The sequence below is a fragment of the Klebsiella sp. WOUb02 genome, from assembly GCF_050058015.1.
Classification (GTDB): Bacteria; Pseudomonadota; Gammaproteobacteria; order Enterobacterales; family Enterobacteriaceae; genus Klebsiella.
Window position 1 is genome coordinate 2,325,938 of record NZ_CP170110.1, and the last position, 23,911, is coordinate 2,349,848.

At 60.6% G+C, this 23,911-nt stretch carries 18 protein-coding genes and 4 pseudogenes; 15 read left to right on the top strand and 7 right to left on the bottom strand.

What is annotated here, in order from left to right:
- Positions 1-51 precede the first annotated feature (51 nt).
- The 5 genes and pseudogenes from ABOC21_RS18135 to ABOC21_RS18155 form a co-directional block, all read right to left on the bottom strand.
- The gene (locus tag ABOC21_RS18135) at positions 52-1,134 is read right to left on the bottom strand and encodes a YncE family protein (RefSeq protein ID WP_426812774.1); all 1,083 of its coding nucleotides are present in this window, start codon (positions 1,132-1,134) and stop codon (positions 52-54) included.
- 321 nt (positions 1,135-1,455) lie between these two features.
- A pseudogene (locus ABOC21_RS18140) lies at positions 1,456-2,658 on the bottom strand (NAD(P)/FAD-dependent oxidoreductase); the annotation flags it as partial.
- Positions 2,659-2,670: 12 nt separating this feature from the next.
- On the bottom strand, positions 2,671-3,516 hold the full coding sequence (locus ABOC21_RS18145; protein WP_426812496.1) for an IS5 family transposase: 846 nt from the start codon (positions 3,514-3,516) through the stop codon (positions 2,671-2,673).
- 592 nt (positions 3,517-4,108) lie between these two features.
- The gene (locus ABOC21_RS18150; protein ID WP_426812775.1) at positions 4,109-4,594 is read right to left on the bottom strand and encodes an RcnB family protein; all 486 of its coding nucleotides are present in this window, start codon (positions 4,592-4,594) and stop codon (positions 4,109-4,111) included.
- Positions 4,595-4,783: 189 nt separating this feature from the next.
- Positions 4,784-5,176 carry a hypothetical protein gene (locus ABOC21_RS18155; protein WP_426812776.1) on the bottom strand — a complete coding sequence of 131 codons (393 nt, stop codon included), beginning with the start codon at positions 5,174-5,176 and terminating at the stop codon, positions 4,784-4,786.
- A gap of 270 nt (positions 5,177-5,446) precedes the next feature.
- Here ABOC21_RS18155 and ABOC21_RS18160 point away from each other — a divergent pair, with 270 nt between their 5' ends.
- From ABOC21_RS18160 to ABOC21_RS18195, 8 genes and pseudogenes are all read left to right on the top strand, one after another.
- Positions 5,447-6,565: an ABC transporter substrate-binding protein gene (locus ABOC21_RS18160; RefSeq protein ID WP_426812777.1), complete on the top strand. Its 1,119-nt coding sequence runs from the start codon at positions 5,447-5,449 to the stop codon at positions 6,563-6,565.
- Between the two features lie 57 nt (positions 6,566-6,622).
- Positions 6,623-7,651: a FecCD family ABC transporter permease gene (locus ABOC21_RS18165; RefSeq protein WP_426815529.1), complete on the top strand. Its 1,029-nt coding sequence runs from the start codon at positions 6,623-6,625 to the stop codon at positions 7,649-7,651.
- Positions 7,648-8,446 (top strand): annotated as a pseudogene (locus tag ABOC21_RS18170) (ABC transporter ATP-binding protein). Before ABOC21_RS18165 ends, ABOC21_RS18170 begins: the two are co-directional and overlap by 4 nt.
- 313 nt (positions 8,447-8,759) lie before the next feature.
- On the top strand, positions 8,760-9,683 hold the full coding sequence (locus tag ABOC21_RS18175) for an aminoimidazole riboside kinase (RefSeq protein ID WP_426812778.1): 924 nt from the start codon (positions 8,760-8,762) through the stop codon (positions 9,681-9,683).
- A 168-nt stretch (positions 9,684-9,851) separates the two neighbouring features.
- Positions 9,852-11,369 (top strand): carbohydrate porin, encoded by a 1,518-nt coding sequence (locus ABOC21_RS18180; protein WP_426812779.1) that lies wholly within the window; start codon positions 9,852-9,854, stop codon positions 11,367-11,369.
- A gap of 94 nt (positions 11,370-11,463) precedes the next feature.
- Positions 11,464-12,834 carry a sucrose-specific PTS transporter subunit IIBC gene (locus tag ABOC21_RS18185; protein WP_045854347.1) on the top strand — a complete coding sequence of 457 codons (1,371 nt, stop codon included), beginning with the start codon at positions 11,464-11,466 and terminating at the stop codon, positions 12,832-12,834.
- Complete coding sequence (locus ABOC21_RS18190; protein WP_426812780.1) at positions 12,834-14,243, top strand: sucrose-6-phosphate hydrolase; 1,410 nt, start codon at positions 12,834-12,836, stop codon at positions 14,241-14,243. Before ABOC21_RS18185 ends, ABOC21_RS18190 begins: the two co-directional genes overlap by 1 nt.
- 21 nt (positions 14,244-14,264) lie before the next feature.
- Positions 14,265-15,287 carry a LacI family DNA-binding transcriptional regulator gene (locus ABOC21_RS18195; RefSeq protein ID WP_426812781.1) on the top strand — a complete coding sequence of 341 codons (1,023 nt, stop codon included), beginning with the start codon at positions 14,265-14,267 and terminating at the stop codon, positions 15,285-15,287.
- On the opposite strand, the gene ABOC21_RS18200 is transcribed toward ABOC21_RS18195, so the two are convergent.
- Entirely contained in the window at positions 15,284-16,213 is a 930-nt protein-coding gene (locus ABOC21_RS18200) for a LysR substrate-binding domain-containing protein (protein ID WP_426812782.1), read from the bottom strand. The genes ABOC21_RS18195 and ABOC21_RS18200 overlap by 4 nt on opposite strands.
- Before the next feature lie 207 nt (positions 16,214-16,420).
- Here ABOC21_RS18200 and ABOC21_RS18205 point away from each other — a divergent pair, with 207 nt between their 5' ends.
- The 7 genes and pseudogenes from ABOC21_RS18205 (at position 16,421) to ABOC21_RS18235 (ending at position 22,836) form a co-directional block, all read left to right on the top strand.
- Positions 16,421-17,335, top strand: a complete 915-nt coding sequence (locus tag ABOC21_RS18205) for a branched-chain amino acid ABC transporter permease (protein WP_426815530.1) — start codon at positions 16,421-16,423, stop codon at positions 17,333-17,335.
- 8 nt (positions 17,336-17,343) lie between these two features.
- A pseudogene (locus ABOC21_RS18210) lies at positions 17,344-18,454 on the top strand (branched-chain amino acid ABC transporter permease).
- On the top strand, positions 18,451-19,218 hold the full coding sequence (locus ABOC21_RS18215; RefSeq protein WP_426812783.1) for an ABC transporter ATP-binding protein: 768 nt from the start codon (positions 18,451-18,453) through the stop codon (positions 19,216-19,218). Before ABOC21_RS18210 ends, ABOC21_RS18215 begins: the two are co-directional and overlap by 4 nt.
- Positions 19,211-19,930: an ABC transporter ATP-binding protein gene (locus tag ABOC21_RS18220; protein WP_426812784.1), complete on the top strand. Its 720-nt coding sequence runs from the start codon at positions 19,211-19,213 to the stop codon at positions 19,928-19,930. Before ABOC21_RS18215 ends, ABOC21_RS18220 begins: the two co-directional genes overlap by 8 nt.
- 27 nt (positions 19,931-19,957) lie before the next feature.
- A pseudogene (locus tag ABOC21_RS18225) lies at positions 19,958-21,113 on the top strand (branched-chain amino acid ABC transporter substrate-binding protein).
- Positions 21,114-21,130: 17 nt separating this feature from the next.
- Positions 21,131-21,613 carry an L-2-amino-thiazoline-4-carboxylic acid hydrolase gene (locus ABOC21_RS18230; protein ID WP_426812785.1) on the top strand — a complete coding sequence of 161 codons (483 nt, stop codon included), beginning with the start codon at positions 21,131-21,133 and terminating at the stop codon, positions 21,611-21,613.
- Complete coding sequence (locus ABOC21_RS18235) at positions 21,610-22,836, top strand: Zn-dependent hydrolase (RefSeq protein ID WP_426812786.1); 1,227 nt, start codon at positions 21,610-21,612, stop codon at positions 22,834-22,836. The genes ABOC21_RS18230 and ABOC21_RS18235 overlap by 4 nt, the downstream gene beginning before the upstream one ends.
- A 48-nt stretch (positions 22,837-22,884) precedes the next feature.
- Here ABOC21_RS18235 and ABOC21_RS18240 read toward each other — a convergent pair whose 3' ends face one another.
- The gene (locus tag ABOC21_RS18240) at positions 22,885-23,907 is read right to left on the bottom strand and encodes an ABC transporter permease (RefSeq protein WP_426815531.1); all 1,023 of its coding nucleotides are present in this window, start codon (positions 23,905-23,907) and stop codon (positions 22,885-22,887) included.
- Positions 23,908-23,911: the final 4 nt, after the last annotated feature.

Genomic DNA, 23,911 nt, shown 5'->3' on the forward strand with positions numbered 1-23,911 from the left:
GGAGGAGAATAAAGTGCAACAAAAGGCCCGCTGGCGGGCCAATTTTATTTATTAATTCGTCAGGTCGATGCGGACAACGCTGTCCGGACCTTTGGTCGAATGATCTTTATTAAACGGCTGCTTGACGGTAACAAACAGCGTTTGACCGTCGGCTGAGAGCAGCAGGCTGTTGGGGTTAGCCGGAATATCCCACTCGCGCTTCTGCGCGTAGCTGGTGCCGTCGAGGCTGATGACCTTGCCGGATTCGCGCTGGGAGATGTAAATCTCGTTGCGTTTCGGGTTGAACAGCACCGACAGCGAGTCGCCCACGTCGAGCTGCTTAATCACCTTGCCGCTGTGAATATCCAGCACCAGGGTGGTTTTCGCTTTTGAGTTATCGGTGACGAACAGACGGCCGGTCTCGCTATCTTCGGCGATATTCAGCAGCAGCGCCGGCTTGTCGCCCAGCGGCTTCCAGCGCTGTTCAATGCGGTTATTGCGCGGGTTGATCACGAGGATTTCTCCGCCGCCGTTGGCCGCGTACAGGCGCCCGGTTTGCGCGGAATAGTGCAGGCCGGTCATCCATTTGCCGGTGTTTTTAATCCGCGTTTTCAGCTTCAGGGTGTTGGCATCGACCACCCAGATTTGCGCCGGATCGGCAACGGCGCCGACGTAGAGGGTATTGTCCAGCAGCAGGATCTGACGCGCGCCGTACGGCAGGCCTTTATCGTTGCGCTCGCTAAACAGCAGGCGCTTTTTGACCTTGCCGGTGGCGGTGTCAATGGCGCTGATGCCGCCGTCAAGCGAGTTGGTGACGAACAGCGTTTCGCCATCCGGGGTTATCTGGACGGCAAAGTTTTTCAGGTCGGTGTGGCTCAGGCCGATGGTTTTCAGCGTTTTCGGGTCGAGCTTATAGACCGCTCCGCCCTGCACGTCTTTAAAACCTTCCGCGCTGGCAACGTACAGCGCATCGCCTTTCGGGCTCAGCGCCATTTCGTAGAGACCTTCGGCCAGCTCGCGCTTCAGCGACTGCGCCGCGGTGGCGGCGGCGGTGGTTTCGACAGCCGGTTGAGCAGCGGGAGGGGTATGGGTAGCGGCGCAGCCGCTCAGAACCGCGGAGATAGCCAGCGCGAGGGCCGGGATAGCGTATTTCACAGGAGGTATCCTTTACAAAATCAATGACCTGATGGAAGCTCCTGGCCGATATTGTTTTCTTCAGCCTTATCGTACCGAGCCCCACCCTACGCCTTCGCTGTTTCCCTGTGAGCAACTCACTAACGCAGGTCATTCCCTACTTAGCCTGCAAACCAAAAGAAGAATGAGAACTATACTCATTATCGACACTCAGGCAAGCGTAATCGCCTCCGCTGAGGGGAAAAACAATAATCTGCTGATTTTAGAGCATGATACGTGGAGGGTTTTGTCTCCGGATTTAACGCCTCCCGGACCGCCGCCGTCCGGGAGGTTATCTCATCGTTAGTGCAGCTTGAGGCGCGGACGAATGATGCGGTTGATCCCGCCGGAGAGCATCAGCAGGCCGGTTTTCGCATAGCCGTGCAGCGTCACCTGGTGCATACGGTACAGCGAATCGTAGACAAAGCGCGCCAGACGCCCCTCCACCATCATCGGCCCCGGCAGCAGATGGCCCATAATGCTCCCGAGGGTGGTATAGCCGGAGAGCGAGACCAGCGAGCCGCGGTCGCGATAGACGAAGGATTTCAGCGGTCGGCCTTTCATCCGGGCAATAATGTTATTTGCCGTGAAGAGAGCCATCTGGTGCGCCGCCTGGCCGCGCGGGGGAATAAATCCGCCCTCCGGACGCGGGCAGGCGGCGCAGTCGCCGAAGGCAAAAATATTGGCATCGCGCGTGGTCTGCAGCGTCGGCTCAACCACCAGCTGATTGATTCGGTTGGTCTCCAGGCCCGCAATCTCGCGCATAAAGTCCGGCGCCTTGATGCCGGCCGCCCACACCATCAGGTCCGCGCTAATCAGCTTGCCCTCTTTGGTATGCAGGCCCTGCGCGTCGGCGCGGGTAATCAGGGTTTGGGTCAGTACCTTGACGCCCAGCTTCGTCAGCTCGTCGCGCGCCGCCAGGGAGATGCGCTCCGGCAGCGCCGGCAGAATACGCTCCCCGGCTTCAACCAGGCTGACGTTCAGCGCCTCGTTGCTCAGGCGCTTATAGCCGTAGCGCCGCAGCTCTTTCACCGCATTGTGCAGCTCCGCCGACAGTTCGACGCCGGTCGCCCCGCCGCCGACAATCGCAATGTTCACCTTGCCGGGATCCTGCGGGTTAGCCGAATGCCTGAGGAACAGATTAAGCATCTGCTGATGGAAGCGCTTTGCCTGTTCGGCGCTATCGAGGAAAATACAGTTCTCCTTCACGCCCGGGGTATTAAAGTCGTTAGAGGTGCTGCCCAGCGCCATCACTAAGGTGTCCCAGCCAAGCGTGCGTTCGGCAACCAGCAGCTCGCCGCTTTCATCGCGCAGCTCCGCCAGCACGATGGTTTTCGCGTCGCGATTAATATCGATAACGGAACCATGCTGGAACTCAAAATAGTTCTTACTGGCATGCGCCATAAAGCTCAGGGCGTCCACGCCGGCATCCAGCGATCCGGTCGCCACCTCATGCAGCAGCGGCTTCCACAGGTGGCTCTGGCTGCGATCGACGAGGATAATCTTAGGCTGTGTCCCTTAATTACATAACCTCTTGTAAAACAATCGGATGCAACCCAGTTTCACCATCGCCAGATAATTCCTCGCCGTTTTGTCGTAACGTGTGGCAATGCGGCGGTATTCTTTCAGGCGACCAAAGCACCTCTCAACAACATTGCGATTGCGGTAGGCTTCACGATCGAGTGGTGAACGACCATCTGTGGCCATTTTTTCATTGGATTTACGCGGGATGACAACTTTTATCCCTCTTCTTTTCAGTTCGTTACGTAACGCATGTCCGGAGTAGGCTTTATCAGCCAGTACTGCATGACCACGGCGCTTGATACTTCCGTTCTGGCGCTGAACACCGATACCGTCCAGAAGACGTTGTGCAAACTGGCTTTCGTGAGCCTGACCGGGACTCAGTACGATGTTTAACGGCAGACCACTTCCGTCTGTCGCCAGATGAATTTTGGTGCCAAAACCACCGCGAGAGCGACCCAGCCCATTATCTCCGGTGATATCGGGTTGTTTTTTTGCGCACCGGCAGCACATTTCAGCGCCCGGATATTGCTGCCATCCAGTGCAGTGGCCGACCAGTCCACGAGGCCATGTGCATCCAGAGTCTGAAAGTAACTTGTTGAAAATAATGTTAATCACACCCGATTTTGACCATCGGTTAAAGCGGTTATAAACGGTCTTCCATGGGCCGTACCGTTCAGGTAAATCACGCCATGGTGCACCTGAACACAGCACCCAGAACATGCCGTTGATGATCATACGATGCTCCGCCCACGGACGCCCGGCCTGTGGAGAGGCAGACGCTGCTGGCAGAAAGGGTTGGATGATAGTCCATGCTTCATCGGGAATGTCGTAGCGAGCCATAGTTTAATATGTTGTGGAAACAGACAGTTACTATAGCTCAGGTGATTACGGGACACAGCCTAATCCCCGCTTACCTGACTTGAGTTCCGGGGACTCGCCGCGCTGGCGCCTTGATGCCGCGCAAAATCTATGGGGTGAAAGTATCGACATAATTCACGGTCCAGAGGCGCTGAAACCTGATGGACGAAGAATATATGCAGAGTAAATAACTTATCTGGATAAGCGTTTAATGCAAGCAGCATTTCTAATTCCTGAGGGCGTCATCATCTTATTTACTAATAATTATTCAGCGCCTTAACAACCGGCCTGCAAACATTGCCGCGGCGCCCGGCGCATTAAAAAACACGCCGCCAGGCAGGCTATTTCCGCGCACAGCAAGCAGCCGCTGCCATCGTGACCTTCTATGACAAAACGGCGCGCGGAAATTTTATCAGCGGCGGGCGAGGATTAACGGCGACGGCGCGGGCCGGGTGACAAGCTAAGTAAAGGTGCCTGAGATCGTGCGGATTGGGGATGGGGAGCGCGCGCCGACCGCGGCGCGCAGTGGGCGCACCCGGAGACGCTAAGGCATAGCGCTCCGGGATATCGCCCGTTAGTTGCTGAGAAGACCATTCACCAGAATTGAGGTGATGATCCCGGTCGCCGCCGCAATCAGGACGTAGTTACCGTCAATATAGGACCAGTGCTGCCCCTGAGGAGGCGCCGGCAGGCCGCGATCGTTCCAGTCATTAATCCGATACGCATTGCCGCGGAAGCGCTCAGGCGCGGGCTGGCCTTTGCGGAAGTCATGACCGTTCCAGGCAAAATGATCCTGCTCGTGGCGCTCCTGACGATGCTGCGACTGCTCGCCGCCATTCGGCCCGCGATGATTGCCACTATCCTGACGGCCGTTCGCCTGGTTACCCTGCGGCCCGCCGCCGGGACCCTGCTGACGATTGCCGTCGCTTCTTCCGTGCCCGGACTCATTTTGCCATACCTGCTGCTGGCCGGGGCCTTTGTTGCCGTTCGGGCCGTCGGCGTAGGCCAGCGACGTTAACGTGCAGGATAATATAACCGCCAGAGTAATAATCTTTTTCATTGTCCACCTCCTGATGTATTTCCTTTTTACCGCCAGAATGTGGAGAAACGGTGAGTATTAGGATAACCAGGAGTATTCCTGGCATATTATCCAGGGGAGCTAACCTTAATGACCCGGTGAGTTTGCGGCTGCAATAGCGCAATAAAAAAAGGCCGCTTACGCGGCCTTTTTATGCGGAACAGTCAGAAATTACTCAGTGACTTTCTTTTTTAAATCTTCAGCACCCTGCTTGGTTTTATCCCAGCCTTTTTCGGTGGCGGCTTTGGTTTTATTCCAGCCTTTTTCAGTCCCTTCTTTGGTCTTATCCCAACCCTTCTCAGTACCCTCTTTGGTCTTGTTCCAGGTTTTCTGCGTGCCTTCGCTGACCTTGCTGCTCAGGCTATCGCTTTTGCCTTCCGCCGCGTGTTTGGACTTAAGCTTCAGCTCATCGCCTTCGTTCTGGGCCTTATGCAGTTTTTCCTTCGCCGTGTTCGCCCCTTCATGGGCCGCCGCGACGGTTTCATCAGTAGCGTGTGTGGTGGTTGCAGCAAAAACGGGGGCTGCTACCAGAATCGCAGATAACGCAATCATTGCCTTTTTCATAATTTCCTCTCTAACGTGCTTAATGTTATGAGTCGCATTCAGCATGGCACAAGATTCTGCCGTTTGGCTTTAGGGATAGTTCTTAAAACTTAATCTGCCGCTGATTGCCTGTTTTTTAGGCAATCAGCAGCCAATGGCGGTCGCTTTTATAAATTCCAGCAAAGTTGTTACATTTTATGAAATCGACGTTTCATATAGCTGCCGTTTATTTTCACACGAGAATAATTATCAAAATCATTATATTTATAATTAGCAAACGGAACTCACATTATGGCAATAAAATCAGTAGGTTCGCTTATTTTCACTGCGCTAATCGCCGCTCCGCTGTACGGCTATGCCACCCAGTACCCGCTCACCGTGACCGACCTCGACGGCCGCAGCATTACCCTCCAGCACGAGCCGCAGCACATTATCCTGCAGGACGGGCGGGATATCATGGCGCTGGCGCTTCTCGACCGGGACAATCCCTTCAAGCGGCTGGTTGCCTGGAATAATCTGGCGAAAAAACAGGATGTTGAAACCTGGAAGATGCTGCAGCAAAAGTGGCCGCAGGCGGCGAGCATTCTGGATATGGGCTTCAGCGACAAGGGCAATATCGACCTTGAAAGCGTGATTTCCCGCCAGCCGGACCTGATGATTGCCCAGCTGCGCGCGAAGCCGGCGCTGGAGGAGAGCGGCGTGATCGGCAAGCTCAGCGCGCTCAATATTCCGGTGCTGTTTGTCGATTACGAAGTGAACCCGGCGAAGGATACCGCCCCGAGCATCGACCTGCTGGGCCAGGTGCTCAACCGCGAAAGCAACGCCAAAGCCTATACCGACTACTATCGTCAGCAGCTGCAGACCATTCGCCAGAAAACCGCGGCCATCGCGCCAAAGGCCAACGTCTTCGTCGAGGCGCTGGCGGGCAATAGCGACGCCTGCTGCTTTACCCACGGACACAGCGGCTGGGGCGGGCTGGTTGAAGCGGTCGGGGCCAACAACATCGGCGCGCAGGTGCTGCCAGGCGCCTCCGGCTTTGTGGCGCTGGAGAAGGTGATTAGCATGAAGCCCGACGCCTACATCATGACCGGCTCAAAACGCGGCAACAGCCAGGTTCTGCCGCTGGGCTACCGGGTTAACCAGCAGGAGGTGAACGCCCAGGCTCAGGTCCTGCTGTCGCGAACCGGCGTCAGCGACATTCCGCCGGTGAAGGCCGGACGGGCCTACGGGATTTATCACCACTTCTACAACCATCCGTGGAATATCGTCGGCATGGAGTATCTGGCGAAAGATATCTATCCGCAGGCGTTTAGCAGCCTCAACCCGGATGACAGCTACCGCTATATCGTGCGCCACTTCACCTCTCTGCCCGATCTGCCCTTCGTCTTTTCCTGGAAACAAGGTGAGTAAGCGCCCATGAGTTCGACGACTGAATCCGCCCTCGGCGCTCTCGGAACCGGGGAGGAGGTGACGGCCAGCTACCGCCGGATCGTGCGCCGCCGCATCGGTTTTATACTGCTGCTGGCGGCGCTGATTATCGCCTCTCTGCTGCTCGATTTTACGATGGGTCCGTCCGGGATGCCGCTGCATACGCTGTGGCAAACCCTGCTCGATCCTGCCGGCGCCAGCGCCGGAACGCGGGTCATCGTCTGGGATATCCGCATGCCGTACGCCCTGATGGCGATTATTGTCGGCCTCGCGCTCGGCCTCGCCGGCGCGGAGATGCAGACTATCCTCAACAATCCGCTGGCCAGCCCCTTTACCCTTGGCGTCTCCTCGGCGGCGGCCTTCGGCGCCGCGCTGGCCATCGTGCTGGGGATCGGCATTCCCGGGATCCCCAGCCAGTGGTTTATCTCGGCCAACGCCTTTATCTTCGCGCTGCTGGCCGCGCTGCTGCTCGACGGCATTACCCGCTGGACCCAGGTGGCCTCCTCCGGGGTGATCCTGTTCGGCATCGCGCTGGTCTTTACCTTCAACGCGCTGGTCTCGATGCTGCAGTTTGTCGCCAACGAAGATACGCTGCAGGGGCTGGTGTTCTGGACCATGGGCAGTATTGACCGCGCCTCGTGGCAGAAGGTCGGCATTTTACTCGCGGTGCTGGCGGTGGTGATGCCGCTATCGATGCTGAGCTCATGGAAGCTGACGGCGCTGCGTCTCGGCGAAGATCGGGCCATGAGCTTCGGGATCAACGTGCGTCGCCTGCGCTTAACCACCCTGCTGCGGATCAGCATTTTGTCGGCGATTTCGGTGGCCTTCGTCGGCCCGATTGGCTTTATCGGCCTGGTGGCTCCGCACATCGCGCGCCTGATTTTCGGCGAAGATCACCGCTTTTACCTCCCCGCCAGCGCCCTGATCGGCGCCCTGGTGCTGTCGTTGGCCTCCGTGGCGTCGAAGAATCTGATCCCCGGCGCCATTATTCCGGTCGGGATCGTCACCTCGCTGGTGGGCGTCCCGTTCTTTCTGAGCATCATTTTGCGCCATCGGGGGAACGTATGAATTCACGCATCTCGAGCGGGCTGGCGCTGGCGCGCTTTAGCGCCGGCTATCCGAAGCGCCAGGTTATCCGCGACCTGACGGTGCCGCAGCTGCCGCGCGGTGAAATTACCGCCCTGCTGGGCCCCAACGGCAGCGGTAAATCGACCCTGATGCGGGCGATGGCCGGCCTTGGTCCTTCGACCGGCGAGTCTGTCGCTCGACGGGGAGAATCTGCTGACGCTGCCGTTTGCCCGGCGGGCGGAAAAGGTGGTCTATCTGCCGCAAACGCTGCCGGCGGGCGTCCATCTGCACGTGCTGGAATCGATTATCGTCGCCCAGCGCGCGGCCGGCGGCGTGCACGATGCCCAAAGCCAGCAGCAGGTGATGTCCCTGCTGCGCCAGCTCGGCATTGAGCATCTGGCGCTAAGCTATCTCGACCGGCTTTCCGGCGGGCAGAAGCAGCTCGTCGGCCTGGCCCAGTCGCTTATCCGCCAGCCGGCGCTGCTGCTGCTCGACGAGCCGCTCAGCGCGCTGGATTTGAACTATCAGTTCCACGTGATGGATCTGGTGCGCAGAGAGACCCAAAGACGCAACATCGTCACCCTGGTGGTGGTGCATGACATTAATATCGCCCTGCGCCATGCCGACCGCGTGCTGATGTTAAAAGAGGGGCGCCTGCTGGCCGAGGGGCCGCCGTCGCAGGTTATCACGCCGCAGATATTAGCCGAGGTATACGGCGTGCGCGGACGCATTGAGCCCTGCTCTCAGGGGGTTATGCAGGTGATAATTGACGGCCTGGTCGGTAGCGCGGCGTAGGCGACAACGACGCCGGGCAGCGTCGCCTTCTCCCCTGACTGCAGGCATGGCAAAGCGTTCTGGCAAAACGCCGCGACGTATTCGCGGAACCGATTCCCCGTAACCGGCACAAAGGTCATGACCGCCCGCCAAACGAGCCTGTTCCCGCCCGGCCAGGACGCGCCCGGCGGCCATTTTGCGGCGTCCATCCCGGCGCCGCGGTTTTTTGCCCCGTCTCCCACTTTAGGCATCCCGGCGTTTCGCTCTGCGCCGGGCTATGCTTTAATAAAAGCTAAACCGGTTTAATATAGTTTAGCAACGAGGTAAAAAGAGCATGAGCGCAAAAGTTTGGGTGGTCGGAGATGCGGTGGTGGATCTGCTGCCGGAGAGCGGAGGACGGCTGCTGCAGTGTCCCGGCGGCGCGCCGGCCAACGTCGCGGTGGGCGTTGCCCGGCTCGGCGGAGAGAGCGGATTTATCGGCCGCGTCGGCGACGATCCCTTCGGCCGCTTTATGCACCAGACGCTGGAGCAGGAACGGGTCGACGTGAGCCATATGCGTCTCGACCCGCAGCAGCGAACCTCAACCGTGGTGGTCGACCTCGACAGCCACGGCGAGCGAACCTTTACCTTTATGGTGCGCCCCAGCGCCGATCTTTTCCTGCAGCCGGAGGACTTACCGACCTTCGCCCCCCGCCAGTGGCTCCACGTCTGCTCTATTTCCCTCAGCGCTGAGCCGAGCCGGGGCACCACCTTCGCGGCGATGGAGCAGATAAAAAGCGTCGGCGGCCGGGTGAGCTTCGACCCCAATATTCGCGAGGAGCTGTGGCAGGACCCGGCGCTGCTGCAGGCCTGCCTCGACAGGGCGCTGTCGCTTGCCAACGTGGTGAAGCTCTCTGAGGAGGAGCTGGTCCTTATCAGCGGCAGCAGCGATCTGGCGCAGGGTATCGCCATCTTAACCCAGCGCTACCGCCCGGATCTGCTGCTGGTCACTCAGGGCAAAGCCGGCGTGCTGGCGGCCTTCCAGCAGCGGACGATCCACTTTGCGGCAAAACCGGTGGTCAGCGTCGACACCACCGGCGCTGGCGATGCCTTCGTCGCCGGACTGCTCGCCAGCCTCGCCGCTAACGGCATACCCACCGACCTGGCGTCGCTGGAGGCGGCGCTACTGCTGGCGCAGACCTGCGGCGCGCTGGCGACCACCGCCAAAGGCGCCATGACCGCCCTCCCCCGGCTGCACGATCTCGATCGCTCGTTTTGATCCCCCGCGGGCCGTTGCCGACGGCCCGCTTTGTCGCCTCCGTCACAATTATTAAATCGGTTTAGCAAAATTAATTTCATGATGCCTGCTGTCGTGTTTAACATATAACTTAAACCGGTTTAGCAAAAAAAACACATTACTCAATTTCACCTTTGGGATGCGAACAGCATGTACAGAAAACGCACACTTGCCGTCCTTATTGCTTTGCTAACCGGAGCCGGTTCGGCCCACGCGCAAACGGATTTAAGCACCATCGAAGCCCGTCTGATCGCCCTGGAAAAACGCCTCCAGGAGGCGGAAAAACGGGCACAGACCGCGGAAAACCGCGCCGACTCGGCCGAGAAGAAGGTTGAGCGGCTCACTACGCAGCAGCAGAAAACCCAGGACAACACCCAGCAGGTGGCCCAGCGCACCGCCCGGCTGGAGAAGAAGGCCGATGAAAAAAGCGGCTTTGAGTTCCACGGCTACGCCCGCTCCGGCGTAATCATGAACGACTCAGCCTCCAGTACTAAATCCGGCGCATATATGACGCCGGCGGGGGAAACCGGCGGGGCTATCGGCCGCCTGGGGAACCAGGCCGACACCTATGTTGAAATGAATCTTGAACATAAGCAGACCCTGGATAACGGCGCGACGACCCGCTTCAAAGTGATGGTGGCCGACGGACAAACCACCTACAACGACTGGACGGCAAGCACCAGCGATTTGAACGTTCGCCAGGCCTTCGTAGAGCTGGGCAACCTGCCGACCTTCGAAGGACCGTTCAAAGGTTCAACCCTGTGGGCCGGTAAGCGCTTCGACCGCGACAACTTCGATATTCACTGGGTCGATTCCGACGTGGTATTCCTCGCGGGTACCGGCGGCGGTATTTACGACGTGAAGTGGAACGACAGCCTGCGGAGTAACTTCTCTCTTTACGGACGCAACTTCGGCGATATTGATGATTCGAGCAATAGCGTGCAGAACTACATCCTCAGCATGAACCACTTCATCGGCCCGGTGCAGGTGATGGTCAGCGGGATGCGGGCGAAAGATAATGACCAGCGGAAAGATACCAACGGCAATCTGGTCAAAGGCGATGCGGCAAATACCGGGGTACATACGCTACTCGGTTTGCACAACGACAGTTTTTACGGCCTACGGGAAGGGAGCAGCAAAACGGCCCTGCTCTACGGGCACGGTCTGGGCGCAGAAGTAAAAGGCGTCGGCTCCGACGGCGCGCTGCGTCCGGGCGCCAATACCTGGCGCTTCGCCAGCTACGGCACCACGCCGCTTAGCGAGAACTGGTTTATCGCCCCGGCGGTACTGGCGCAGAGCAGTAAAGACCGTTATGTCGATGGCGACAGCTACCAGTGGGCAACCCTCAACATGCGTCTGATTCAGGAGATCAACCAGAACTTCGCCCTCGCTTACGAAGGCAGCTACCAATATATGGATCTTAAACCCGAGGGCTATAACGACCGTCATGCGGTGAACGGCAGCTTCTATAAACTCACCTTCGCGCCGACCTTTAAGGTCGGCAGCATCGGTGATTTCTTCAGTCGTCCGGAGATCCGTCTCTACACCTCCTGGATGGACTGGAGCAAAAAACTGGATAATTACGCCAGCGATGACGCTTTAGGCAGCAGCGGTTTTAAATCGGGCGGCGAATGGTCGTTCGGTATGCAAATGGAGACCTGGTTCTGACGGCAAGGGCCTGAAACCAGCTTAAAACCGCGGCATCAGTCCTCTGCTGCCGCGGAAATAAAACCAACAAATAATAATGCATTCAGAGGGTACTATGGATTTCGAACACATTTCCCGCTCGCTGCTTCCGCTGTTGGGAGGTAAGGAAAATATCGCCAGCGCCGCGCACTGCGCCACTCGCCTGCGCCTGGTGCTGGTCGATGATTCGCTGGCCGACAAGAAGGCCATCGGCGAAATTGAAGGGGTGAAGGGCTGCTTTAATAACGCCGGTCAGATGCAGATTATCTTTGGCACCGGCATCGTCAACAAAGTCTACGCCGCGTTTATCCAGGTCGCCGGGATCGGCGAGTCCAGCAAGTCGGAAGCCGCCAATATTGCGGCGAGAAAGCTCAACCCCTTCCAGCGTATTGCGCGCCTGCTATCGAACATCTTCGTTCCGATTATCCCGGCTATCGTCGCCTCCGGCCTGCTGATGGGCCTGCTGGGGATGGTAAAAACCTACGGCTGGGTCGATCCAAGCAACGCCATCTATATCATTCTCGATATGTGCAGCTCGGCGGCCTTTATCATTCTGCCGATCCTGATTGGCTTCACCGCCGCGCGCGAATTTGGCGGCAACCCTTACCTCGGCGCAACCCTCGGCGGCATCTTAACCCACCCGGCGCTGACCAACGCCTGGGGCGTGGCCGCCGGTTTCCATTCGATGAACTTTTTCGGTCTGGAAATCGCCATGATCGGCTACCAGGGCACGGTATTCCCGGTGCTGCTGGCGGTATGGTTTATGAGCATCGTCGAGAAACAGCTGCGTCGGGTCATTCCTGACGCCCTCGACCTGATCCTGACGCCGTTCCTGACGGTTATCATTTCCGGTTTTATCGCTCTGCTGATTATCGGCCCCGCCGGCCGCGCGCTGGGCGATGGCATCTCGTTTATTCTTAGCACCCTGATCGCCCACGCCGGCTGGCTGGCCGGGCTGCTGTTCGGCGGCCTCTACTCGGTTATCGTCATCACCGGCATTCACCACAGCTTCCACGCCATTGAGGCCGGACTGCTGGGCAACCCGTCGATCGGCGTCAATTTCCTGCTGCCGATTTGGGCCATGGCCAACGTCGCCCAGGGCGGCGCCTGTCTGGCGGTATGGTTTAAAACCAAAGATGCCAAAATCAAAGCCATCACCCTGCCCTCGGCCTTTTCCGCGATGCTCGGGATCACCGAAGCGGCGATATTCGGTATTAACCTGCGCTTCGTGAAGCCGTTTATCGCGGCCCTTATCGGCGGCGCGGCGGGCGGCGCATGGGTGGTGTCGATGCACGTCTACATGACCGCGGTCGGGCTAACGGCGATCCCGGGAATGGCTATCGTGCAGGCCAGCTCGCTGCTGAACTATATTATCGGGATGGTTATCGCCTTCGGCGTGGCCTTCACCGTTTCCCTGCTGCTGAAATACAAAACGGACGCTGAATAATGTCACTTCCTTCACGTTTGCCGGCAATTTTACGCGCCGTAATGCAGGGCCAGCCGCGCGCGCTGCGCGATCGCCACTATCCGCAGTGGCACCTGGCCCCTACCACCGGCCTGATGAACGATCCTAACGGCTTTATCGAATTTGCCGGGCGCTATCATCTGTTTTATCAGTGGAACCCGCTGGCCTGCGATCATAAGTTCAAGTGCTGGGGGCACTGGAGCTCCGCAGACCTGCTGCGCTGGCAGCATGAGCCGATCGCGCTGATGCCGGACGAAGAGTACGACCGCAGCGGCTGCTACTCGGGGAGCGCCGTCGATAACGCCGGAAAATTGACCCTGTGCTACACCGGCAACGTGAAGTTTGACGACGGCAGCAGAACCGCGTGGCAGTGCCTGGCGACGGAAAACAGCGACGGCACCTTTAGCAAAAGCGGCCCGGTGCTGGCGCTGCCGAAGGGCTATACCGGCCACGTCCGCGACCCGAAGGTCTGGCAGCATGAGGGCCGCTGGTACATGGTCCTCGGCGCTCAGGATCTGCAAAAGCGCGGTAAGGTGCTGCTGTTCAGCTCCGCGGATTTACGCCAGTGGGAGGCGGAAGGCGAAATTGCCGGCTGCGACGTCAACGGCCTGCACGATGCCGGCTATATGTGGGAGTGTCCGGATCTGTTCCCGCTCGCCGACCAGCATATCCTGATCTGCTGCCCCCAGGGCATCGCCCGCGAGGCCGACCGCTACCTCAACACCTACCCCGCCGTATGGATGGCGGGCCGCTTCGACTACGCCAGCGCCGGCTTTGACCACGGCGCGCTTAATGAGCTGGATGCCGGGTTCGAATTTTACGCCCCGCAGACCATGCTGGCAGCCGACGGCCGGCGGCTGCTGGTCGGCTGGATGGGGGTTCCGGACGGCGAAGAGATGCGCCAGCCGACCCTCGCCCACGGCTGGATCCACCAGATGACCTGCCTGCGGGAGCTGGAGCTACGCGACGGAAAACTCTACCAGCATCCGCTGCGCGAACTGGCGGACCTGCGCGGCGCGGCCCGCGGCTGGCAGGGGCCAGTCCTGCCGCTGGCGCCAATGGACATCATCTTTGAGGTGCCCCCCGGCGACGAGCTGGCGATGGATTTCGGCGGCGCCCTCAGGCTCATCCTCGACGCCGACGGCATTCGCCTCGAACGACGCAGCCTGGCCTCCGACGAAGCGCTCTACCGCTACTGGCGGGGAGAGGTGCGCACGCTGCGGATTTTGGGCGATAGCTCAAGCATTGAAGTGTTCATCAACGATGGCGAAGGCGTGATGAGCAGCCGCTACTTCCCGCCCTATCCTGGAGAACTGATTTTCAGCGGTGCGACGCCGGCCGCATTCTGCTACTGGCCGCTGCGGCCATGCATGGTAGAATCAGCGTTTTAATTTCTGGCGCATGCTGTCGTAATGAAAACCAAACGCGTTACCATTAAAGATATCGCCGAGCTGGCTGGCGTTTCGAAGGCGACCGCCAGCCTCGTGCTGAACGGCCGCGGCAAAGAGCTGCGCGTGGCGCAGGAGACCCGCGAACGCGTTCAGGCCATCGCCCGCGAGCAGCACTATCAGCCGAGCATTCACGCCCGCTCGCTGCGCGATAACCGCAGCCATGCCATCGGGCTGGTGGTGCCGGAAATCACCAACTACGGCTTCGCGGTCTTCTCCCACGAGCTGGAAATGCTGTGCCGCGAGGCGGGCGTTCAGCTGTTGATCTCCTGCACCGACGAAAACCCGGCCCAGGAAAGCATGGTGGTCAATAATATGATTGCCCGCCAGGTTGACGGCCTGATCGTCGCTTCCTGCATGCACAACGACGCGGATTACCTCAAGCTCAGCGAACAGCTGCCGGTAGTATTATTTGACCGCAGCCCCAGCGGCAGCAGCCTGCCGCTGGTGATGACCGACTCCATCGCCCCCACCGCCGAGCTAATCTCGCGGATCGCCCCCCGGCACGCCGACGAGTTCTGGTTTCTCGGCGGCCAGCCGCGGCTCTCCCCTTCGCGGGACCGGCTGGCCGGCTTTACCCAGGGGCTGGCGCAGGCGGGGGTTGAGCTCCGCCCGGAATGGGTGATCAACGGCAACTACCATCCCAGCTCCGGCTACGAGATGTTTGCCGCGCTCTGCGCGCGGCTGGGGCGACCGCCTCAGGCGCTGTTCACCGCCGCCTGCGGCCTGCTGGAAGGGGTGCTGCGCTATATAAGCCAGCATAATTTACTGGATTCCGGCATCCACCTCGCCAGCTTTGACGATCACTATCTGTATGACTCGCTGTCGCTGCGCATTGATACCGTCCAGCAGGATAATCGCCAGCTGGCCTGGCACTGCTATGACCTCATCAGCCAGCTGATCGACGGCGGCACCCCGGAGCCGCTGCAGCGCTATCTGCCGGCGACGCTGCAAATTCGTCACCGCCAGCCTTCCCAGGGCGCTTAATTCAGCGCCTCGCCGCGCAGCCAGCTCTGCAGCAGCCGGCCGTTAGGCGTCATTTCGCTGTCCTGGCGCACGCACAGATAGTAATCCCGGCCGTCATCGATCGCCGCGTCGAAGATTTTCACCAGCTCGCCGCTGTTGAGATACGGCGCGATCAGCGGCTCGCGCATCAGCGCGCAGCCCAGCCCGGCCTGCACGCCGGCGAGGGTTAACAGTCCGTCCTCGAACAGCGGCCCCGTCGATCGCGGCGGGCGCTTCACCCCCTGCTGCACAAACCACTGGTTCCAGGTGCTGCGCTCCTCGTCATGCAGCAGCGGCATCTGCAGCAGCTGCTCCGGGGTATCAATATGCCCGTGCAGGCGGATAAACGCCCGGCTGCACACCGCCACCATTCGGCCGGAAATCAGCTTTTCGCTCTGATATCCCGCCCACTGCCCGTTGCCGAAGCGAATCGACATATCCGAGGCGTCGCTGAGGTAGTTACGGTGGTTGGCGTAAACCACGTTGATTTCGGTCTGCAGGTTGGCGTGGACAAATGACGGCAGGCGTGGAATAAACCAGCCCATGCCAAACAGCGGGATCAGGCTGATCGTCACCTGCTGGCTCTGGACCTGATCGACCAGATGCTCGGTGGCCTGGCGCAGAACGTTAAACGCCGCGCGAATCGAGCGGTAGTATTCGCGCCCCTGCAGGCTGAGGGTCAGCCGTCGCCCCTGCCGCTCGGTGAGCGGGATCTGCAGGTATCCTTCCAGCACCTTCAGCTGATGACTGACCGCCGACGGCGATATCGCCAGTTCCCGGGCGGCGAGGGTGATGCTGCCGAGGCGGGCGATAGCTTCAAAAGCGCGCACCGCCCGCAGCGGCGGATCGTTGACCAGGCCGCTTTCCGTCCACTCTTCCCGCCCCATCGACTGCTCTGTTTTTTTCATATATTGATTTTCTTAGCGCTAAATGAGATCCGATACGTTATTTAATTATATTAAATATCATAAAGATAGATAAATTCGCGATCATAATAAGAAAGAATATATCCGTATTTTACAATTTAATTCATTTATTGGATGGTAGCCGTAATTTGAGCACATTGTCGGGTAATTCGGTTGGACACTCTCATACAACAACTCATCAACGGCATCATGCTGGGAAGCATCTATGCCCTTATCGCGCTCGGCTACACCATGGTGTACGGCATCCTGCGCATCATTAACTTTGCCCACGGCGATATTCTGATGGTCGGCGCGCTGACGACCCTGTCGGCCATGAACGCGCTGCACGCCCATTTTCCCGGCCTGCCGCCGCTGGCCCAGCTGAGCCTGGCGCTGATGCTGGCGATGATCGTATGCGCGCTGCTGGCGATGGCGGTTGAGCGCTTTGCCTACCGCCGTCTGCGCCACGCTCCGCGCCTGGCGCCGCTGATCTCGGGGATCGGCGTATCGGTGCTGCTGCAAACCGCGGCGATGATTATCTGGACCCGCAACCCGCAGATGTTCCCGCAGATCCTGCCGATGGATCCGATCGCCGTTACCCACGGCAGCGCGGCGCATCCGCCGGCGATCGTCACCGTGACCGGCATCGTCACCGTTGCGCTGGCCTTTGCGGTCATGCTCGGCCTGTGGCTGCTGGTGGAATTTACCCGCTTAGGCCGCGGCATGCGCGCGGTGGCGGAGAACCCGCGCATCGCCACGCTGATGGGGGTGAACCCCAACGCCATTATCACCCTCACCTTCGCGATTGGCGGCGCTTTTGCGGCGCTGGCGGGCGTCATGATGGCCAGCAACTACGGCAGCGCCAGCTTCTCAATGGGTTTTCTCCCCGGCATTAAGGCCTTCACCGCGGCGGTACTCGGCGGCATCGGCAATATTCGCGGCGCGATGCTCGGCGGCCTGCTGCTGGGGATCATCGAATCGCTGGGCGCCGGCTATCTCGGCGACCTGACCCACGGCGTCTTCGGCAGCAACTACCAGGATATCTTCGCCTTTATGGTGCTGATTGTGGTGCTGGTGTTCCGTCCTGCCGGTTTACTCGGCGAGCGCGTCGCGCATCGGGCATAGGAAAAAATATGACAACGGCACAACTCGTCGCGGCCCCCGCCGCCTCCCGTCGCTTCTGGTCCGGCATGGCCCTGTTTATCTGCGCGCTGCTGGTGGCGCCGATGGTCGCCAGCCAGCTCGGCGGCAACTACTGGGTGCGGGTCATCGACTTCGCCCTGCTGTACATCATGCTGGCGCTGGGGCTCAACATCGTGGTCGGCTACACCGGCCTGCTGGATATGGGCTTTATCGCCTTTTACGCCGTCGGCGCCTACCTCGCGGCGCTGCTGGCCTCCCCGCATCTGCTGGAGGCGTTTCCGCAGCTGCTGGCCTGGTTCCCGGACGGCCTGCACGCCTCCTGGCTGCTGATTATTCCGTTCGCCGCGCTGGCGGCGGCGGGCTGCGGCATCGTGCTGGGCGCGCCGACCCTCAAACTGCGCGGCGACTACCTGGCCATCGTCACCCTCGGCTTTGGCGAGATTATCCGTATTCTGATGCGCAACCTCGATCGCCCGGTGAATATTACCAACGGCGCAAAGGGCATTTCCGGCATCAATACGCTCAGCCTGTTTGGGCTGAAATTCAGCGGCGTCTATCACTGGTTCGGCGTTAAGGTTCCGGCGCTGTGGCTGTGGTACTACCTGCTGATGCTGGCGATCGTGGCGATTATTTTCGTCTGCCTGCGCCTGCAGAACTCGCGGATCGGCCGCGCCTGGCACGCCATCCGTGAGGATGAGGACGTTGCCCGGGCGATGGGCATTAATCTGCGTAACTATAAGCTGCTGGCGTTCGCCATCGGCGCGTCGTTCGGCGGCGTCGCCGGGGCGCTGTTCGGCGCCTTCCAGGGCTTTGTCTCCCCGGAATCCTTCACCCTGCAGGAGTCGATTGCGGTGCTGGCGATGGTGGTGCTCGGCGGCATGGGGCATATCCCGGGCGTGATCCTCGGCGCCGTGCTGCTGACCGCCCTGCCCGAGCTGCTGCGCAGCCAGGCCGCCCCGCTGCAGCAGGCGCTGTTTGGCGAAGTGCTGATTGACCCGGAAATTCTGCGCCAGCCTCTTTTACGGCCTGGCGCTGGTGCTGGTGATGCTGCTGCGCCCGCAGGGCATCTGGCCCACCGGACATAAAGGAGGCAAAGCATGAGCCTGCTCAGCGTCAGCCATATGTCCAAGCGCTTCGGCGGCCTGACGGCGGTCGATAACGTCTCGCTCACCATCAACGAGGGCGAAATCTACGGTCTTATCGGCCCCAACGGCGCGGGTAAAACCACCTGCTTTAACCTGATAACCGGGCTCTATCCGGCGGACAGCGGCAAGTTCGCTATTGCCGGTGAGCCCTACTTCCCGAAGAACATTGAGAAAGTCACCGCCGCCGGTATCGCCCGCACCTTCCAGAACGTGCGGCTGTTTAACCAGATGTCGGTGCTGGAAAACGTGATGGTCGGCCGCCACGTACGTACCCGCAACGGCCTGTGGGCGGCGCTGAGCCGTCACCGCCGCGCCCGCGCCGAAGAGGCGAAAACCCGCGAGCTGGCGTGGCACTGGCTGGAGTATACCGGCATCGCGCAGTTCGCCCACTACCGCGCCTGCGACCTCGCCTACGGCCACCAGCGGCGGCTGGAGATTGCCCGCGCGCTGGCCACCGATCCGCGCCTGCTGGCGCTCGATGAGCCGGCCGCCGGGATGAATGCCGCGGAAAAAGTGGCGCTCGGCGAGCTGCTGCTGCGCATCCGTAACGACGGCAAAACGCTGCTGATGATTGAGCACGACGTCAAGCTGGTGATGGGGATCTGCGATCGCCTGATGGTGCTGGACTATGGCAAAACGCTGGCCAGCGGCACCCCTGAAACCGTACGTCGCGACCCGGCGGTGATCGCCGCCTGGCTGGGAGGAAGCGCGCATGTCTGATCTATTAACCGTCAGCGATCTGGGGGTGCACTACGGCGGCATCCAGGCGGTACGCGAGGTGTCGTTTAGCGTTAAAGAGGGTGAGCAGACCACGCTTATCGGCGCCAACGGCGCGGGCAAAAGCTCCACCGTCCGCGCCGTTACCGGCCTGGAGCCGTTTAGCGGCGACATCTTCTTCAACGGCAGGCCGGTACGCAAACGCCGGGCCGAAACGCTGCTGCGCGAAGGGCTGGTGATGGTGCCGGAAGGCCGCGGCATTTTCGCCCGCATGACGGTGCTGGAAAATCTGCAGATGGGCGCCTGGCTGCGCCGCGACGGCGCGGCGGTTAAGCGGGAGATGGACGACATCTTCAGCCAGTTTCCCCGCCTCGGCGAGCGCCAGCATCAGCTGGCCGGGCTGCTCTCCGGCGGCGAACAGCAGCTGCTGGCGCTGAACCGCGCCCTGCTCAGCCGGCCGCGGCTGCTGATCCTCGACGAGCCGTCGATGGGGCTGGCGCCGCTGATGGTAGAGAACGTTTTTCGCGTGATTGCCACCCTGCGCCAGCGCGGCGTGGCGCTGCTGCTAATCGAGCAGAACGCGCGCCTGGCGCTGGAGGCCACTGACAGCGCGTGGGTGATGGACAGCGGCAGCATCGTTGAGCGCGGCGCGTCTCAGGCGCTGCTGGCCGACGACCGCATTGCACAGATTTATTTGGGCGAAATGCCCGTCTAACACACCAACCAACAGCAGGGAAAAACAATGAAAACAGCAAAAATCAGTGCGCTCAGCGCCGCTATTGTGCTCAGCGGTTTTGCCTCTTCCGCCGCGTGGTCCGCCGCCGACGAAACCGTCACTATCGGCCTTGCCGGCCCGCTAACCGGCCCTTCCGCGCGTATCGGCAAGGACCTGGAAAACGGCGCGCAGCTGGCCATCGACGATATCAACAAGCAGCACCCGACGATCGGCGGCAAGGCGGTAACCTTTAAGCTGCAGTCGGAGGATGACCAGTCCGACCCGCGCACCGCGGTCGCCGTGGCTCAGCGCCTGGTGGATAGCGGCGTGGCGGGAGTAGTCGGCCACTGGAATACCGGCACCAGCATTCCGGCGGCGCGGGTCTATCACGATGCCGGAATCGCCCAGGTTGCGCCGGTGGCGACCGGTCATGCGTATACCAAACAGAGCTTCGATACCAGCTTCCGGGTGATGGGCCATGACGATGACGGCGGCCAGTTTGCCGGCCAGTACGCGGTACAGACCCTGAAGGCCAAACGCATTGCGGTGATCGACGATCGCACCGCCTTCGGCCAGGGCCTGGCGGATGAGTTTATTAAGTCGCTGAAGGCCCAGGGGATCGATATCGTCGATCGCCAGTACGTCGATGACAAAACGGTGGACTTCAGCGCCGTGCTGACGGCGATTCGCAGCAAAAACGCCGATCTGATCTTCTTCGGCGGCGTCGATAGCCAGGCCGCACCGCTGGCGCGCCGCATCAAGCAGCTGGGGCTCAGCGCCACCCTGATGGGCGCAGGCGGCTTCGTCAGCCAGACCTTCCTGCAGGCTGGCGCAAAAAGAGGGCAACGGCGTGGTGGCGCTGGAGCCGGGGCTGCCGGTGGAGCAGATGCCGGGCGGCAAGGCCTTTGAGCAGGCCTATCAGTCGCGCTATCACACCCATATCGAGCTGCACGCGCCGTTCGCCTACGACGCTACGCGCGTGCTGGTCGCGGCGATGGAAAAAGCCGACTCCGTCGATCCGGCCGTCTACCTGCCCGCCCTGCGCGCCATCAGCTACTCCGGCGTCACCGGACAGATCGCCTTTGATAAAGAGGGCAACCTGAAGTCGCCAACCTTTACCGTCTACAAAGTCGTCGACGGTAAATGGCAGCCGCAAACCGTACTAGGCGGCGCCACGAAGTAACGCAGTGAGGCAACGTGATGAGTGATAATAATGAGCTGGGCATTCTCGCCCGCCGCAAAATTGAAGCCGAGATTATTAAGCCGATTTACGACATCCTGGTCCGCGAGATAGGCAAAGCTCGCGCCCAGGCGGTCATCGGCGAGGCGATTGAAAACGCCGCCATTGAGGCGGGGAAATCCTTCGCCGCCAAAGAGCCCAACGGCGCGGATATCCAGAGCTTTGTCGCCCTGCAGTATCTGTGGGAAAAGGACAACGCGCTGGAGGTCACCGTGCTGGATGCCGACGATCGGCAGTACAACTACAACGTTAACCGCTGCCGCTATGCCGAAATGTATCACCAGATGGGCCTCGGCGAGATTGGCCACCTGCTCTCCTGCGCCCGCGATGACAAGTTTATCGTCGGCTATGCGCCGGAGGTTGAGCTGACCCGCACGACGACCATTATGCAGGGCGCGCCGTGCTGTGATTTCCGCTATCGCGTAAAAAAGGACCCATCATGATAACCGTCAACGGCGAGCGCCTGTGGGCGACGCTTAACGCAATGGCGACCATCGGCGCGACGCCCGCCGGCGGCGTCACCCGGCTGACGCTGAGCGAAGAGGACCGCCAGGCCCGGGATCTGCTGCGCGACTGGGCGCTGGAGGCGGGATTTGGCTACCGGGTCGATAGCATGGGCAATATGTTTATCCGCCGGGCGGGTAAAAACCCGGCGCTGGCGCCGGTGCTGACCGGTTCGCACGTCGACTCCCAGCCGCTGGGCGGCCGCTATGACGGTATCTACGGCGTGCTGGCGGGGCTGGAGGCGCTGCGGGCGCTTAACGAACGCGGCAGCGAAACCGAGCGCGATATCGTGCTGGTGAACTGGACCAACGAAGAGGGCGCGCGCTTTGCCCCGGCGATGCTCGCCTCCGGCGTGTGGGCCGGGCAGTTCAGCGAAGAGTGGGCCCTCGCCCGCGAAGATCGCGCCGGCGTCAGCGTCGGCGCGGCGCTGGAGGCTATCGGCTATCGCGGCCAGCACCCGACGGCGGCGTTTCCCCTGCACGCCTGCTACGAGGTGCATATCGAACAGGGGCCGATTCTGGAAGACGAAGGGATTGATATCGGCCTGGTGCACGCGGCGATGGGCCAGCGCTGGTTCAACGTCAGCCTGACCGGCTTCGCCGCGCACGCCGGCACCACGCCGATGGGCAGCCGCCGCGATGCGCTAACCGCTTTTGCCGAGCTGGCGCTGGCGGTGGAAGAGATCGGTATTGCCCACCAGCCCGACGGCCGCGCGACGGTCGGCAGCGTGCAGGTGACGCCGGGGTCGCGCAACGTGGTGCCCGGCCGCGTTGAATGCAGCGTTGAGTTTCGCCATCCGCAAAGCGACGCCCTGCAAGCGATGGAGCGCGCGCTGCGTCACGCCGCCGCGGCGCTGGGCCAACGCGGCGTGACGGCAGAGGTCGAGCGCATTTTTGACTACGCGCCCATCGCCTTCGATCCCGAGTGCCTGGCGCGCAGCGAACGGGCCGCGCTGGCGCTCGGCTATAGCGCTAAACGGATGGTTTCCGGCGCCGGACACGATACCTGCTATATCAGCAAGGTGGCGCCCGCCAGCATGATATTTATCCCCTGCGAGAGGGGGATTAGCCATAATGAGGCGGAGAATATTCTGCCCGCCTGGGCCGAAAAAGGGGCTAACGTCCTGCTGCACAGCCTGCTGCTGGCGGCAAACGAGGCATAGCCCCGCGCGCATAAAAACCAATGGCCCGCGGCGGGCCATTTTTACAAGCTAGTGTTTTTTACGGTTGCGGCGCATATCGATGGTCACCGCGGCGACGATAATGATGCCTTTAATAATATCCTGCACGTAGGCATCGACGCCGACGAAGGTGAAGCCGCTTTTAATCAGCCCGAGGATCACCGCCCCTATCAGCGTTCCGGTAATCCGCCCAACGCCGCCCATCAGGCTGCTGCCGCCGATCACCGCGGCGGCGATGGCGTCCAGCTCATAGGACATCCCCATGCTCGACTGGCCGCTGCTGACGCGCGCCGCCAGCACCACGCCGGCGAGGCCGGAGAGCGCGCCGGCAATGGTATAAACGATAACCAGATACTTGTTGACGTTGATGCCGGAAACTTTCGCCGAGGTCATGTTGCCGCCGATGGCGTAGACGTATTTACCGTAGCGGGTATGCTTTAGCGCGACATGGAACAGCGCGGCGATGACGAAGAAAATAATGACCGGCATCGCCCCCTGCCCCACGGCGGTAAAGCTGTCGGACAGGAAGCTAATCGGGTTGCCCTGGGTGTAATACTGCGCGAGGCCGCGGGCGGAGACCATCATCCCGAGGGTGGCGATAAACGGTGGGATCCCGGTGCGGGTCACCAGAAAGCCGTTGGTCAATCCGCAGAGCAGGCCGACGCCGATCCCGGCCAAAACGGGGATCGCCGCCGGCAGGTTGACCAGCGACGGAAACATCGGCGTCAGGCTGTCCGAGGTCTGCGCCAGGCTCGCCGCCACCACCGCCGCGAGGGCAATAACCGAACCGGAGGAGAGGTCAATCCCGGTGGTAATAATCACCTGGGTCACCCCCACGGCGATAATACCGATGATCGCCACCTGTAAAACGATCAGCACCAGGCGGTTGCTATTCATTAAAAATGATTGGTCGCGAACGAACCAGCCGGCAATTTCAAACGTCAGGGCAATCGCCACCATGACGATAAATATCCCGGTATCTTTCGGCATTTTATGCCGTAGCTGACTCAAGAAAGAGGATTTCTCATTTACGGGAGCTGCGGTCAGTTTCATATTG